Origin of the sequence: Roseixanthobacter finlandensis (assembly GCF_043195105.2) — a bacterium.
Taxonomy (GTDB): domain Bacteria; phylum Pseudomonadota; class Alphaproteobacteria; order Rhizobiales; family Xanthobacteraceae; genus NCEH01.
In genome coordinates, this window is sequence record NZ_CM195536.1 from 3751953 (window position 1) to 3766147 (window position 14195).

The 14195-nt window shown below is 67.5% G+C and carries 12 protein-coding genes; 8 read left to right on the forward strand and 4 right to left on the reverse strand.

Features of this window, described 5'->3' with window-relative positions; all coding sequences use genetic code 11:
- Positions 1 to 34 precede the first annotated feature (34 nt).
- From V5G24_RS17790 to V5G24_RS17815, 6 genes are read left to right on the forward strand one after another with little or no spacing between them, the layout of a single operon-like run.
- Positions 35 to 919 (forward strand): ABC transporter permease, encoded by an 885-nt coding sequence (locus tag V5G24_RS17790; protein ID WP_394080566.1) that lies wholly within the window; start codon positions 35 to 37, stop codon positions 917 to 919.
- Positions 920 to 948: 29 nt separating this feature from the next.
- Positions 949 to 1713 carry an SDR family NAD(P)-dependent oxidoreductase gene (locus V5G24_RS17795; RefSeq protein ID WP_394080564.1) on the forward strand — a complete coding sequence of 255 codons (765 nt, stop codon included), beginning with the start codon at positions 949 to 951 and terminating at the stop codon, positions 1711 to 1713.
- A 17-nt stretch (positions 1714 to 1730) separates the two neighbouring features.
- Positions 1731 to 2942 carry an acyl-CoA dehydrogenase family protein gene (locus V5G24_RS17800; RefSeq protein WP_394080562.1) on the forward strand — a complete coding sequence of 404 codons (1212 nt, stop codon included), beginning with the start codon at positions 1731 to 1733 and terminating at the stop codon, positions 2940 to 2942.
- Positions 2932 to 3984 (forward strand): phosphotransferase family protein, encoded by a 1053-nt coding sequence (locus tag V5G24_RS17805; protein ID WP_394080560.1) that lies wholly within the window; start codon positions 2932 to 2934, stop codon positions 3982 to 3984. Before V5G24_RS17800 ends, V5G24_RS17805 begins: the two co-directional genes overlap by 11 nt.
- On the forward strand, positions 3981 to 4403 hold the full coding sequence (locus tag V5G24_RS17810; protein ID WP_394080558.1) for a DUF6285 domain-containing protein: 423 nt from the start codon (positions 3981 to 3983) through the stop codon (positions 4401 to 4403). The genes V5G24_RS17805 and V5G24_RS17810 overlap by 4 nt, the downstream gene beginning before the upstream one ends.
- Positions 4400 to 5506: a 3-hydroxyacyl-CoA dehydrogenase family protein gene (locus V5G24_RS17815; RefSeq protein WP_394080556.1), complete on the forward strand. Its 1107-nt coding sequence runs from the start codon at positions 4400 to 4402 to the stop codon at positions 5504 to 5506. Before V5G24_RS17810 ends, V5G24_RS17815 begins: the two co-directional genes overlap by 4 nt.
- Positions 5507 to 5704: 198 nt before the next feature.
- Here V5G24_RS17815 and bktB read toward each other — a convergent pair whose 3' ends face one another.
- Positions 5705 to 6883, reverse strand: a complete 1179-nt coding sequence (gene bktB, locus V5G24_RS17820) for a beta-ketothiolase BktB (protein WP_394080554.1) — start codon at positions 6881 to 6883, stop codon at positions 5705 to 5707.
- Between the two features lie 205 nt (positions 6884 to 7088).
- Complete coding sequence (locus V5G24_RS17825; protein WP_394080552.1) at positions 7089 to 8546, reverse strand: MFS transporter; 1458 nt, start codon at positions 8544 to 8546, stop codon at positions 7089 to 7091.
- Between the two features lie 242 nt (positions 8547 to 8788).
- Between V5G24_RS17825 and V5G24_RS17830 the strand changes: the two genes are divergently transcribed.
- On the forward strand, positions 8789 to 9331 hold the full coding sequence (locus tag V5G24_RS17830; RefSeq protein ID WP_394080550.1) for a hypothetical protein: 543 nt from the start codon (positions 8789 to 8791) through the stop codon (positions 9329 to 9331).
- Positions 9332 to 9445: 114 nt separating this feature from the next.
- A complete protein-coding gene (locus V5G24_RS17835) occupies positions 9446 to 9694 on the forward strand; it encodes a hypothetical protein (RefSeq protein ID WP_394041742.1) in 249 nt (82 codons plus the stop codon).
- Between the two features lie 49 nt (positions 9695 to 9743).
- On the opposite strand, the gene V5G24_RS17840 is transcribed toward V5G24_RS17835, so the two are convergent.
- Complete coding sequence (locus V5G24_RS17840) at positions 9744 to 10676, reverse strand: response regulator (RefSeq protein WP_394080548.1); 933 nt, start codon at positions 10674 to 10676, stop codon at positions 9744 to 9746.
- The gene (locus V5G24_RS17845; protein ID WP_394080546.1) at positions 10666 to 14037 is read right to left on the reverse strand and encodes a hybrid sensor histidine kinase/response regulator; all 3372 of its coding nucleotides are present in this window, start codon (positions 14035 to 14037) and stop codon (positions 10666 to 10668) included. The genes V5G24_RS17840 and V5G24_RS17845 overlap by 11 nt, the downstream gene beginning before the upstream one ends.
- Positions 14038 to 14195: the final 158 nt, after the last annotated feature.

A 14195-nucleotide genomic window follows, 5' to 3' on the forward strand; every position in this document is an offset into this window, starting at 1 on the left:
CGCGATCGCCGAACCCACCCCGAGGAGGAACCCCATGTCGCAGACCGCGATGAAGCTGGAGCCGGTGATCCGGCCCGAATATGTCCGCAACACCTTGCCGCCGGTGAAGACCGGCGCGGTGGAAGCGCCCTTGCCATTCTTCCAGCGCATGTTCACCCACGCCATCGTGCGGCGCGCCCTGGTCCTGGTCGCGCTCGCCATCGTGTGGGAAATCTATGGCCGCTGGCTCGACAATCCGCTGATCTTCCCGAGCTTCACCGAAACCTTGCAGGCCCTGTGGGACAACGTCATCAACGGGCGCATCCCGGACCGCCTCATGGTGAGCATGCGCATCCTGGTGATGGGCTATGCGCTGGGCATCGCGCTCGCCGCCATCTTCACGACGCTTGCGGTCTCCACCCGCATCGGCACCGATCTGCTGTCCACCTTGACCGCCATGTTCAATCCCATGCCGGCCATCGCGCTGCTGCCGCTGGCGCTGCTGTGGTTCGGCCTCGGCGTGCCGAGCCTGATTTTCGTGATCGTGCATTCGGTGCTGTGGGCGGTGGCGCTGAACGCCCATGCGGGGTTCTTGGCGGTGTCTGAAACCCAGCGCATGGCGGGGCAGACCTTCGGCCTGCGCGGCCTGCGCTTCGTGGTGCAGATCCTGATCCCGGCCGCCTTCCCCTCGATCCTCTCGGGCCTGAAGATCGGCTGGGCGTTCGCCTGGCGCACCCTGATCGCAGCCGAACTGGTGTTCGGCGTTTCCGCCGGCCAGGGCGGGCTCGGCTGGTTCATTTTCGAGAACCGCAATTTGCTGGAGACGCCCGGCGTGTTCGCGGGCTTGATGACCGTGATGATTGTCGGCCTGTTCATCGAGGGGGTCATCTTCCAGACCATCGAGCGCTACACTGTGCGCCGCTGGGGCATGCAGCGCTGAGTCTGGCCGAACGACGCGGAGTTGAGAGTATGGATCTGGCGCATCACGTCGCCGGCAAGGGCATCGTCGTTACCGGCGCCTCCTCGGGCCTCGGCGCGCATTTCGCCCGGCTGCTGGCCGGGGCCGGGGCGCGCGTCATCGCCGCCGCCCGGCGCACCGACCGGCTGGCGGCGCTCGCCGAGGAAGCCAAGGCCAAGGGCTGGCACATCACACCGCTCGCCCTCGACGTGACCGACGATGACGCCATCGCGCCGTTCTTCGGTCAGGTGCGGGAGACGCTCGGCCGGCTGGACGTGCTGATCAACAATGCCGGCGTCGCCGACACCACCCCGGCGCTGGACCTGACGCCGGACGCCTTCGACACCGTGATGGACACGAACCTGCGCGGCGCTTTTTTCGTCGCCCAGGGCGCGGCCCGCGCCATGAAGGAGAGCGGCGGCGGCAGCATCGTCAATATCGCCTCCATCCTGGCGCTGCGGGTGGCGGGGAACGTCGCGCCCTACACCATCGCCAAGGCGGGCCTCGCGCAGATGACGCAGGCCCTGGCGCTGGAATGGGCGCGCTACAACATCCGCGTCAACGCGCTCGCGCCCGGCTATCTGGAAACCGAGCTGAACGCGGATTTCTTCGCCTCCCCCGCCGGCCAGGCGCTGATCAAGCGCATCCCCCAGCGCCGGCTCTCTCGCCTCACCGACCTTGACGCGCCGCTGCTGCTGCTCGCGGGCGACGCCGCGCCGACGCTGACCGGCGTGGTCCTGCCGGTGGACGGCGGGCATCTCGTTTCCTCCCTCTAATCTGTTTCGGATGCCCGATGGACTTCACCCTCCCCCCGCATATCGAGGCCGTCCGCGCCCGCACGCGCGCCTTCGTGGCCGACCACATCCTGCCCCTGGAGGCGGACCGGGCGAATTACGACGCCCATGACAACATCGCCGAACCGGTGCTCGAACGGGTGCGCGCCAAGGCCCGCGCCGAGGGGCTCTGGGCGCCGCAGGTGCCGCAGGCGCTGGGCGGCATGGGCATCGGCATGGTGGGGCAGGCCGCCATGTATGAGGAGGCGAACCGCTCCATCTTCGGGCCCGCCTGCTTCAACGCCGCCGCGCCCGACGACGGCAATATGATGCTCATGTCCAAGGTCGCGACGCCCCCGCAGCAGGACTGGTGGCTGAAGCCCGTGATCGCCGGCGAGATGCGCTCCGCCTTCGCCATGACCGAGCCCCATCCCGGCGGCGGGTCCGACCCCGGCATGATGCTGACGCGCGCGGAAAAGCGCGGCGAGCGCTATGTGATCACCGGTCGCAAATGGTTCATCACCGGGGCCGAGGCGGCGGGCCGCTTCATCGTCATGGCGCGCACCTCGGATGATCCGCGCAATGGCCTCACGGCCTTCCTGTTCGACGCCAAGGCACCCGGCTGGCGCATCGAACGGCGCATCGAGATCATGGGGCCGGAAGAGCATGGCGGCCATTGCGAGCTGATCTTCGACGGCCTGGAGATCCCGGTCGAGAACGTCTTGATGAAGGAAGGCGACGGCCTGCGCGTGACCCAGATCCGCCTTGGACCTGCGCGTCTCACCCATTGCATGCGCTGGCTCGGACTGTCCAAGCGCGCGCTGGAGATCGGCCATGCCTATGCCAGCGAGCGCACCGGCTTCGGCATCCGCCTCGCCGACCGCGAGAGCGTGCAGATCAAGCTCGGCCGCGCCGCCTCGGCCATCGAGGTGGGCCGCCTCCTGGTGATGAAGGCGGCCTGGCTGCTCGATGCCGGGGACAAGGCCCGCAAGGGAATCTCCATGGCCAAGAACCACGTGGCAGAGACCCTGCACCTGTGCGCCGACACGGCGCTCCAGCTCTGCGGCGCCAAGGGCTATTCCAAGGACACGCCGCTGGAATGGATCTATCGCTATGCCCGCCAGGCCAAGCTGGTGGATGGAGCGAGCGAGGTGCACGACATGGTGCTGGCCGGCAATTATGCGCGGGAAGGCCAGGATTTCTGGCGCTGGGGCGTGCCCGATGGCAAATGAAGGGCCGCCCGATGAAGGCCTCCCCCTCGACGCCCTCGCCGCTTTTCTCGCGCGCGAACTCGGTGCCCGCGCCGTGGTGCCGCGCGCCGCGCGCCTGCTGAAGGGCGGCGCGATCCAGCAGAACTGGCGGCTCGACCTCACCATCGAGGGCGGCGCGGAAGCGGGCGAGCGCTCCTATGTGCTGCGCAAGGATGCACCCAGCGTGGTGGGCTCCAGCCACGGCCGGGTGGCGGAATTCGAGATCATCAAGGTCGCCCATGCGACGGGCGTGACCGTGCCCCGCCCCATCCTCTCTTGCGCCGACACGACCTTGCTGGGCACGCCCTTCGCCCTGATGGAGCGTGTAGAAGGCGTCGCGCTCGGCCCGCGCGTGGTGAAGGACACCGCGCTCGGCGGCGATCGGGCGGCGCTGCTGCGCCGGCTCGGGGCGGAGATGGCGAAGCTGCACCGCGTGCGCCCGCCCCACCCCGCCCTCGCCTTCCTGCCTGCCCCGCCAGACGATTTCGCCCGCACCGACATCGCCGATTTGCGCGCCGCGCTCGACGCGCTGGGCGAGCCACGCCCGGCGTTGGACTGGGGTCTGCGCTGGGGCGAGGTTGCCGCCCCACCGCCGGGAGACATCTGCCTCATCCATCGCGATTTTCGCACCGGAAATTACATGCTGGACGCGACGGGCGTGACGGCGGTGCTGGATTGGGAATTCGCCGGCTGGGGCGATCCCATGTCCGACCTCGGCTGGTTCTGCGCCGAATGCTGGCGCTTCGGCCGGCCGGATCTCGAAGCCGGCGGCATGGGCGCGCGTGCCGATCTCTATGCCGGCTACGCGGCCGAAAGCGGCCAACCGGTGGACGATGCCCGCGTGCGCTATTTCGAGGTGATGGCCCATATCCGCTGGGCCATCATCGCGCTTCAGCAGGGCGCGCGGCATGCGAGCGGGCAGGAAAGCTCGCTGGAACTCGCGCTCACCGGTCGCATCGCCGACGAATTGGAACTCGCCATCCTGCGCGCCACCGCGCCGGCCACTTGGGAGCTTCGCCCATGACCGGCGAGACCTCACGTACCCAGCCCCCGCGCACGCAGACCCCACGCACGCAGACCTTCGGTGCGGACCTGCTCGCCATCGCGCGCCAGACCTTGCAGGGGGAGATTGCGCCCCATCTCTCCGGCGACCACCGCTATCAGGCGGCCATGGTGGCCAATGCCTGCGCCATCGCAGCCCGCGAGATGGAAACCACGCCGGCCGCGCGTCTGGCGGAAGCGGCCTGTCTTGAAGCCGCGCAGGCGCCCTCCCCGGCCGCGCTGTGCGCTGCAATCCGCGCCGGCGCGCACGATGCCGATCCCCGTCTTCATGCGGCTCTGCTGCGGCTCAGCCTGATCGCGACCTATCGCACCCGTCCCGGCGCCCTGCGGCCCGCCGAGCGGCAAGAGGTCGATGCCCTCATCAAGGACCAGACGAAATGACCAAGCCAAATCTCGGCGTGCTCGGCGCCGGCCTGATGGGCGGCGGCATCGCCCTCGACGCGGCCCGCCACGGCATCGACGTGCTCCTGTATGACGCGCGCCCGGACGCGGTGGAAAGGCTCAAGGCCCGTGCCGCGAAGACCTATGAGCGCTGGGTTTCCGCCAACCGCATGAGCGCGGACGATGCGCAAGCGGCGCTCGCCCGCATCCATGGCGCGCGCGATCTCGCCGCACTCGGCGCGCGCGACCTCATCATCGAAGCGGTGTTCGAGGATCTGGCGGTGAAGCGCGCCTTGTTCGCGCAGCTCGCCCCGCATCTCGCGCCCAGCGGCATTATCGCCACCAATACCAGCGCGCTGAAGGTGGGCGACATCGCCGACGTGCTGCCCGATCCGGCGCGCTTCCTCGGCCTGCATTATTTCAGCCCGGCCGAGGTGAGCCCGCTGGTGGAGGTGGTGCGGGCGGCGAAGACCTCCGCTGAAACGGTGGCGCGCGCCCTCGCCTTCCTGGAGCAGACGCGCCGCGTGCCGCTGCGCTGCGCGGATACGCCGGGCTTCGTGGTGAACCGCTTCTTCTGCCCCTATTACAATGAGGCGGCCCACATCGTTCAGGACCTGCGGGCGACCCCTTCCGAGGTGGATGCCGTGGCCCGCGCGCGGCTCGGCGTCGCCGCCGGACCGTTCAAGGTGATGAACCTCATCGGCCCGGCCGTGGCCGCCCATGCGATGGAAAATCTTTTCCCCCTCGGCCCGTTCTATGGCGCCTGCGCCGCCTTGGTGCGGCAGGGCGAAAGCGGCGTGGCCTGGGAGGTTTCCGAGGATGCCGCGCCGTCCCCCGAGGTCGCGGACGAGATCGAACAGCGCCTGCTTGGCGCGCTGTTCGTGCCGGCGCTGGAACTGCTGAATGCCGGCGGCGCCATACCGGCCGACATGGACAAGGGCGCGCAGCTCGCCCTGCGCTTCACGCTCGGCCCCTGCGCCCTCATGGAGCGCGCGGATCCCGCCGCCGTGGAAGCGACGATAATCCGCCTCTGCGCCCGCGACGGGCATTCCAAGCCGGCGCTGTTCGACCTTCAGCCGAGCCGCGCCGGCCGCGCCTCCTGAGTCCCTTTCCCGGCGGGGAGCCGCGCGTTCCCGCCACGGGCGCGGAACGCAGAGCCGGGACCCAGCGCAAAAATCCGCCGCAGGCGCTTTCATCGCAAGCGCGCGGCGCGGGTGCCGGCTGCGCCGTCTTCTCCCCTGGGTCCCGGCTCGGCGCTCCGGCAAAGCCGTCGCTGGGCCGGGATCCGGGGGGTTAAATCCTCACACCCGCTCGATGGCCAAGGCGATGCCCTGCCCGCCGCCGATGCACATGGTGATGAGGCCGTAGCGCCCGCCGATGCGCTGCAGCTCGTTCAGCGCCTTCACCACCAGGATCGCGCCGGAGGCGCCCACCGGATGGCCGAGCGCGATGGCCCCACCGTTGGGATTGAGCTTGGCGGGGTCGAAATCCAGCTCCCGCGCCACCGCACAGGCCTGGGCGGCGAACGCCTCGTTGGATTCGATCACGTCGAAATCGGCCACCTTGAGGCCGGTGCGTTCGCACAATTTGCGCACCGCCGGCACCGGGCCGATGCCCATCTCGCCCGGCTCCACCCCCGCATGGGCATAGCCGACGATGCGCGCGAGCGGCGTCTTGCCGGAGCGCGCGGCCCGGTCCTCCGCCATCAGCACCAGGCTCGCCGCGCCGTCATTGATGCCGGACGAATTGCCGGCGGTGACCGAGCCGCCCTTCTTGAAGGCGGCGCGCAGGCCGGCGAGGATCTCGGCCGTGGTCGCCTTGGGATGCTCGTCGGTGTCGAACACCGCTTCCTTACGCCCGACCGTAACCGTCACCGGCAGGATCTGATCGCGGAAGCGGCCTTCGTCGATGGCCGCGCGGGCGCGCTGCTGGCTGGTGAGGGCGAGTTCATCCTGTGCCGCGCGGGTGATGTTCCATTTCTCGGCGACATTCTCGCCCGTGATGCCCATGCCGCCATGGCCGAACGGGTCGGTGAGCACGCCGACCATCAGATCGGACGCCGCCATGTCGCCCATGCGCTGGCCGAAGCGCGAGGTGGACAGAAGATGGGGCGAGCGGCTCATGCATTCCGCGCCGCCGGCCACCGCCACATCGCAATCGCCCAGAAGAATCGCCTGCGCCGCCGAGACCACCGCCTGGGCGCCGCTGCCGCAGAGGCGGTTCACGTTCATGGCCGGCACTTCCTTGGGGATGCCGCCTTCCATCGCCGCGACCCGGCTGAGATAGGCATCGCGCGGTTCGGTGACGATCACATGGCCGAACACCACGGTGCCCACCTCCGCGCCGTCCACCTGGGCGCGCTTCAGCGCCTCGGCCACCACCAAGCTGCCGAGCCTTGTCGGCGGAACCGAGGCGAGCGCGCCGCCGAAGGTGCCAATGGCGGTGCGCACGCCGGACATGATCATGACGGATTGAGACATGTTGTTCTTAAGCCTCCCAGAGCATTTTCGAGCGAAGTGGACACCGGTTCGCGTGAAGAAAATGCAACAACGCAATTGGTCAGAGGGCGGGCGGACCGCCGATCTGGCTCCGGCCTAAACCCGGGACGGCCCCCCGCGCAATGGGCACGGTGCCGACGCGGACATTCATCATGTCCATGATCAACCGCAGCGGCAGCCGCCGCGGTCACGGATTCGGCTGCACCTCGCCGCGCGGGTCCGGCAGGCTGTCCTTTTCGGCGGGCGAGACCTTGCGTCCCGCCATTTCCGCCCCCGCATCCTTGGGCAGGCGCAGGAAGCTGATGACCGATGAGGCGCTGATCAGCGCGACAATGAGGAAGGCGGGCGTGAAATCCGCCAGCACCAGATCGGTCTCCCCCCGCAGGTCGCGCATCACTTCAAGGATGATGCCGGCGGTCGCGACGCCGAGCGAAATCGACACCTGCTGTCCGACGCTGGCAAACGAGGTCGCCCGGCTCATGGCCGCCGGCTCGACATCTGCATAGGCGATCGCGTTCAGGGCGGTGAATTCCAGCGAGCGGAAAAAGCCGCCGACGAGCAGAACCGCCATGATGACCAATGTCGGCGTATCTGGCGTGAATAGCGCGTTAGAGGCGATGAAAGCCGCGGAAATCAGGCTGTTCACCACAAGAACCCGGCGAAATCCGAAGCGGCGGATGATCGGCGCGGCGGTGGTCTTCATGATCAGCGCCCCCGCCGAGGCGGCAAAGGTCATGAGGCCGGAGGCGAACGGCGAGAGGCCGAATGTGAGCTGAAGCATCAGCGGCAGCAGGAACGGCAAGGCGCCGATGCCGATGCGGAACAGCGATGCACCGATCACCCCGGCGCGGAACGTGGGCAGGCGCAGCAGATTGAGATCGAGCACCGCATGCGGTGTCACCCGCGCATGGCGCACGTAAAATATCAACGCGATCAAGCCGATGGCCGTTACGCCCCCGGCTACCCAGAGCGGCACCAGCTCCTGCCCGAAGACCGCGAAGCCGAACACCAGGCCGGAAAGTCCGATGCCCGAGAGCACGAGCCCCCGCAGATCGAGTGGCGGCACATCCTGCTCGCGCACGTTCTCAATGAAACGGGTCGCCAGGACGATGCCCAATATCCCAATGGGAACATTGATGTAGAAGATCAGGCGCCAATCGAAATAAGTGGTGATGAAGCCGCCCAGCGGCGGCCCGAGCACCGGCCCCAGCAGCGCAGGCACGGTGAGCCACGCCAGCGCGGACACCAGCTGCGCCTTGGGAATGGAGCGCAGAATCACGAGCCGCCCCACTGGCACCATCATCGCCCCGCCCATGCCCTGGATGATGCGGTACAGTACGAAATCCGACAGGCTGGTGGACATGCCGCACAGGATCGAGCCGATGGTGAAGATCACGATGGCGGCGCGGAACACTGTGCGCGCGCCATAACGATCGGCCGCCCATCCGCTGGCGGGAATGAAGACCGCAAGGCTGAGCAGGTAGGAAGTCAGCGCCAGTTTCAGAGCAACAGGGTCCTCGCCCAGCGACTTGGCGATGGCCGGCAGCGAGGTGGAGATGACGGTCGAATCCACCTGTTCCATGAACAGCGCGCAGGCGACGATCAGGGGGATGAGGATTTCGCGGGGAATCTGGCGGGAAAGCATGGGCGCAGGCAATCTTGCTCCGCTTGGAGCACCCTCTTAGACCATCTTTTTCGATCCCGCCACGGCCGGTTTTCGAACCTGCCTGCCCTCCTCAGGTACGGCATATGGCAAGACTTCCGCCTGTTTACGGGGCATTTATGCACTGGCCCGATCTTCCGGATGGAGCGCTTATGGGGGCTGCTGCATCTTCATTGCCGCAGCGTCGGGTTCGCCCCGCGCTAGTGTCATTGAAGGAGGGCGCAATGCCCCGGACCAACACCGCCGCCGTGCGGCACCGCCAAGCCGATCCCGAAATCGAACCGGAGCCGTTCAGTCCGAAACGGCACCCGCGCGCCGGCCTCAAGGCTGTGGACGCGCCGAAGCAGAATTTGGCGATCGAGGAAATTGCCGCCTTCGCCCATCTTCGTCCCTGCGATCACGTTGTCGTGCTCGGCAAGGAGAGCCTCGACCTTGCCCTCCGTCTGTGGCGGTCCGGCTTCACGAACGTCGGCTGTGCACCGCGCAATCTCGACAAGGTCGCCCACGGCGGCGCGGACGCGCTGATCATCGACCACCTTGCCTCGGGCGAGGATTTCGCCGCCGCGATCGCGCGCAACCGCAGCTTCGTGCGGCGCGGCGGGTGGATGCTGGTGCATGTGGCGCGCGCGGCCGGGCGCGGCGCGCTGCCGGCGTTGCGGGGCCTGCTCGCCACGGCCGGCTTTTCCGCCGGACCCGGGATCGTGGACAGTGCCGGCGTGTGGATCGCCGCCCGGCGCGAGGATGAGGCGCCGCAGCTCGCCTCGTAACTAGAACCCGGACGAAACCGCCGCCTTTCCGCAGCGACATGGGCCCGCAATCTTGAAGCGCGCAGGATCTCCCCCATATGGAGGCATGGTTCCTCGGAGCGCCGGTCAACGCCCATGATCTATATTGTCGCCGCCCTGCTTCCGCCGCTCGGCCTGCTGCTGAATGCGCAGCCCGTGTCGGCGATCGTCAATCTGGTGTTGATCGTGCCGTGCGTGCTGCTCGGCCTGATCTTTCCTTTGTTCTTTGCGATTCCTTCCGCCCATGCGGTGATCGCCGTGCACATGAAGCGGTCCGACCGGCGCCAGCGGGAAATCGTCGATGCGATCTCGCGCCATGGCGTTCCACCGGGCTGGGGCCGCTGATCGCCGCACGCGCTCAAACACTCGAAAAGGCGCCTCTTCGGGCGCCTTTTCACTGGCCGGAGAGGGCTCGAACCGCCAGTGCAGTAGCGGAGGCGCGGTTTTCCACGCCGATCTTGGCGTAAATCTGCTCCAGATGCTTGTTCACCGTGCGCGGGCTGAGGCCGAGGATCTGGGCGATGTCGCGATTGGCCTTGCCGCGCGCGATCCACACTAGAACCTGCGCCTCGCGCTGGGTGATGGAGAGCGCCCGCCGCAAGATTTCCTCGTCCCTGGCCGGCGCCTCCTCGATCACCCGCAGGAGGAATTCGCGCCCGCCGATCTGGCCCACATAGGCGAGCTTGAGCGTGCGCGGCGCATCCGCGAGGCGCGACAGGTCGATGCCGTCGCGCTGCGCTACATCCGAGGTCTGGCAGGCCTCAAGCCATTGGCGCACCGCATCGGGCAGCACGAAGCCTTCGCCGGGCTGGGCGGGGGCGATCTGCGCCATCAGGCGGGTCGCCTGCGGGGTGCTCCAGAGCACGCGCCCGTCGAGATTGGCGGCCAGCAGGAAGCGGCCGGCGGCATCAAGCGCCACCTGGGCGCCCTGGGTCTGGCGCGCATTGGCCAGATGCACCTTCATGCGGGCGATGATCTCGCTCGGCACGATGGGCTTGGTGACATAATCCACCCCGCCCGCCTCCAGCCCCTGGACGATATGCTCGGTCTCCGACAGGCCGGTCATGAAGATCACCGGCACATGGGCGAGGGCCTTGTTGGTCTTCAGCGCCCGGCAGGTCTCAAAGCCGGTCATGCCGGGCATGATGGCATCCATGAGGATGATGTCGGGGGTGATCTGCTCCACCAGGGCGAGGGCATTGGCGCCCTCCACCGCCACCAGCACGGTGATGCCCGCCTCCTCCAGCGCATCGGTGAGCAGGCTCAGGGTTTCCGGGCTATCGTCCACCACCAGGACGATGTCGCGACGCTTGGCGCTATGCATCATCGCTGCGCAGACCCTCCAGAACGGTCATGTAACGGTTGAGATCGAAGCTGCGGACGATGTCGCTCATCTGCGCGACAAATTCCGCGTGATCGGGGGATTCTTCGTTAAGCGCCTGGAGCTTGGCCTGGATGCCGCGCACATAGCCGATGCGGCCGAGCTTCAGCAATTCGTCGATATGGCGATTGGCGGGCGCGATGATCTCACCCGGCGGCGGTGCGGGCGCGGCGGGCGGATCGCCGTCATAGATCCAGTCGAGGGTCAGCAGGCCGCGCAAATGTTCCAGGAGATGACGCAGGTCCACCGGCTTGGCGATCTGCTGATCATGATGGCGCCCTTCCACCTCGGGCCGGCCGGTGTCGCCGGCATTGGCGGAAATCATGATGATGCGCGCGCCCGGCGCCACCTTGGCGCGCAGGCGGCGGGCGGCCTGCCATCCGTTCAGGCCCGGCATGGCGATATCCAGCAGGACCAGATCCGGCTGGATCTGCGCGGCCAGTTCCAGGCACGCGGCGCCGTCCGGCGCGGTGAAGACGACGAAGCCGAGCGGCCGCAGCAATTCGCACATCAGCTCGCGGTGGGCGGCATCATCGTCCGCCACCAGCACCGTGCGCGGTTCGCCGCGATAGCCGGTGATGCGGCGTTCGGCCGGGGCGGCGTCGTCCGGGGTCGAGACCTCCGACAGCAGCAGGCGCACGGCAAAGATCGAGCCGCCCTGCGGCCCGTTCTTCAGCACGATCTCGCCGCCCATAATTTCCGTGAGAAGCTTGGTGATGGTGAGCCCGAGGCCGATGCCCGCGGTATTGTAGGTGCCGGCGCGCCCGCCCCGCTCGAACGGCTCGAAGATGCGCGCGCGGTCCTCCTCCGCCACCCCGAGCCCGGTGTCCTCTACCTCGAATTCGGCCACCTGATTGCGGAACGAGACCCGCAGCGCGACATGGCCGGCGACGGTGAATTTGATGGCGTTGGAGAGCAGGTTGATGAGGATCTGCCGCAGCCGCTTTTCGTCCGTGAACACCAAAGGCGGAAGCCGCTCCGAGCGGGTGTGGCGAAAATCGATATCCTTCGCCTGCGCCTGCAAGCGGAACATGTCCACGATCTGATCCAGCAATTCGTGGATGCGGACCTTGTCCCGGTTGAGATGCAGGCGGCCGGCCTCGATCTTGGAAATATCCAGCAGCCCGTCGATCAGGCCGGACAGGTGCTCGGCGCTACGGCGGACCACGCGGATCGCATCGCGCCGGCCGGCGGGAATGGTGGTGTCGCGCTCCAGCAGCTGGGCATAGCCGAGGATGGCGTTCAGCGGCGTGCGCAATTCGTGGCTGATGCCCACCACATAGCGGCTTTTCGCGAGATTGGCGGCCTCCGCCACCTCTTTGGCGCGCTGAAGCTTGGCATCGGTACGCTTGTGGGCCTCGATCTCGCGCATGAGCAGGGTCGTCTGGCGCTGGCTCTCCTCCTGCGCCACGTTGCGGCTTTCCTGGGCCAGCACGAACAGCCAAGCCACCACCCCGACGACGATGATCAGGACGAAATAGACCGTCCACAGCGTGGTGCGGATCGCCTCCCCATAGGCGGGCGATTCAAATGTGGCGTGGAAATAGATGATGGCGAGGATCGCCGCGATGAGGGACGCCAGCGTCGCCAGGATCGCGATGTAGTGCCCGACGCGTGAATTCAGCCGCTTCACCGCCCAGCGCGGCAAGGTGGCGGCGAGGAAGGCGAGAATCTGGTCGGCGGCGCGCGCATCCTCCTTGCAGCGGTCGCGGCAGCGGGCATCGAGCGAACAGCAGAGCGAACAGATGGGCCCGGCATAGAGCGGGCACTGGGCCATGTCCTCATGCTCGAACTTGTGCTCGCACACGCAGCAGCGGATCGTGCCCTTGCCGCGCCATTGCACCTTGGGCTGGCGGGCGATGTAATAGCGCCCCTTGGTGGCGAGCGCGATCGCGGGCGCGGCCAGGAACGAGACCGCGAGCGCCACGAACGGCGCGAACGCCTGGAGCATGCGGCCGAACTGCCCCGAATAGGCCAGCACCGCCACCGCCGTGCCCAACGCCACCGAACCGACGCCCACCGGGTTGATGTCATAGAGATGGGCGCGCTTGAACTCGATGTTCGGCGGGGAAAGGCCGAGCGGCTTGTTCACCACGAGGTCCGACACCAGCGCCGCCACCCAGGCGATGGCGACGATGGCATAAAGCCCGAGGATCTCGTCCAGCGCCTTGTAGATGCCAAGTTCCATCAGCATCAGGGCGATGGCGACGTTGAATACCAGCCACACCACGCGGCCGGGATGGGAATGGGTGAGGCGGGAGAAGAAGTTCGACCAGGCGATCGAGCCCGCATAGGCATTCGTCACATTGATCTTGAGCTGGGAGATGATGACGAAAACGCCCGTGAAGGCGAGCGCCGCCTGTTGCGAGGGCAGCATCGAGCCGAAGGCGACGAGATACATCTGTGTCGGCTCGGCGGCATGGTCCGGGCTGACGCCGTGCTGAAGCGCCAGATAGGCGAGAAACGAGCCGATCATCATCTTCAACGCGCCGGGCACGATCCAACCCGGCCCAGCGGCCAGAAGGCTGGCCCACCAATTGAACCGATTACCGGGCTCCCGGCGCGGCAGGAAGCGCAGGAAGTCCACCTGTTCGCCGATCTGCGCCACCAAAGCGAACACCACCGTGGATGCCCCGCCGAACGCGAGCCATGAAAAGCTTCCATCCACCGGGCCGAGCCGCCCGGTGAAATCGGTCCAGGCGGCAAGATCCTCGTCGTGGGTGAAGGCGATATAAGCCAGCGGGATGATGTGCAGCGCCAGCCACACCGGCTGGGTCCACATCTGGAATCGGGAGATGAGCGTGATGCCGTGCGTGACCAGGGGTATCACCACCAAAGCGCTGATGATGTAGCCGAGCGCCAGCGGGATGCCGAAGCACATCTCCAGCGCCAGCGACATGATCGCCGCCTCGATGGCGAAGAACAGGAAGGTGAAGGAAGCATAGATCAGCGAGGTAAAGGTGGATCCGATATAGCCGAACCCGGCGCCGCGGGTGAGCAGGTCGATATCGACGCCGAATTTCGCGGCATAGAAGCAGATCGGGAAGCCAGCGGCGAAGATGATCGCGCTCACCACCAGGATCGCGGCAACCGCGTTGGTGAAGCCGAACGAGAGCGTGATCGCCCCGCCGATAGCCTCCAGCGCCAGGAAGGAGATGGCGCCGAGCGCGGTATTGGCGACGCGGAACGACGACCAGCGCCGCGCGCTCTTGGCGGTGAAGCGCAGGGCATAGTCTTCCAGGGTCTCGTTGACGACCCATTTGTTGTACTGGCGTCGAACCCGAACGATCCGCTGTTCCCCGGCCATATGTTCCCCGGCCCTTTTCAATCCCCTGCCGTCATGCCCGGCCCCCGTGCCGGGCATCCACGCCTCACCGCCTGGCTCGCCCGGCGTAACCGCCCCGGAGACGCCGCGTGGAGGAGGTGGACGCGCGCCCGCCATGACGAAGCGGAACGGCATCCCCA

What these genes read in the sequence shown, in the direction of transcription:
- V5G24_RS17790 (WP_394080566.1), top strand. Translation starts at nt 35, where the DNA reads ATGTCGCAGACCGCGATGAAGCTGGAGCCGGTGATCCGGCCCGAATAT.
- V5G24_RS17795 (WP_394080564.1), top strand. Translation starts at nt 949, where the DNA reads ATGGATCTGGCGCATCACGTCGCCGGCAAGGGCATCGTCGTTACCGGC.
- V5G24_RS17800 (WP_394080562.1), top strand. Translation starts at nt 1,731, where the DNA reads ATGGACTTCACCCTCCCCCCGCATATCGAGGCCGTCCGCGCCCGCACG.
- V5G24_RS17805 (WP_394080560.1), top strand. Translation starts at nt 2,932, where the DNA reads ATGGCAAATGAAGGGCCGCCCGATGAAGGCCTCCCCCTCGACGCCCTC.
- V5G24_RS17810 (WP_394080558.1), top strand. Translation starts at nt 3,981, where the DNA reads ATGACCGGCGAGACCTCACGTACCCAGCCCCCGCGCACGCAGACCCCA.
- V5G24_RS17815 (WP_394080556.1), top strand. Translation starts at nt 4,400, where the DNA reads ATGACCAAGCCAAATCTCGGCGTGCTCGGCGCCGGCCTGATGGGCGGC.
- bktB (WP_394080554.1), bottom strand. Translation starts at nt 6,883, where the DNA reads ATGTCTCAATCCGTCATGATCATGTCCGGCGTGCGCACCGCCATTGGC.
- V5G24_RS17825 (WP_394080552.1), bottom strand. Translation starts at nt 8,546, where the DNA reads ATGCTTTCCCGCCAGATTCCCCGCGAAATCCTCATCCCCCTGATCGTC.
- V5G24_RS17830 (WP_394080550.1), top strand. Translation starts at nt 8,789, where the DNA reads ATGCCCCGGACCAACACCGCCGCCGTGCGGCACCGCCAAGCCGATCCC.
- V5G24_RS17835 (WP_394041742.1), top strand. Translation starts at nt 9,446, where the DNA reads ATGATCTATATTGTCGCCGCCCTGCTTCCGCCGCTCGGCCTGCTGCTG.
- V5G24_RS17840 (WP_394080548.1), bottom strand. Translation starts at nt 10,676, where the DNA reads ATGATGCATAGCGCCAAGCGTCGCGACATCGTCCTGGTGGTGGACGAT.
- V5G24_RS17845 (WP_394080546.1), bottom strand. Translation starts at nt 14,037, where the DNA reads ATGGCCGGGGAACAGCGGATCGTTCGGGTTCGACGCCAGTACAACAAA.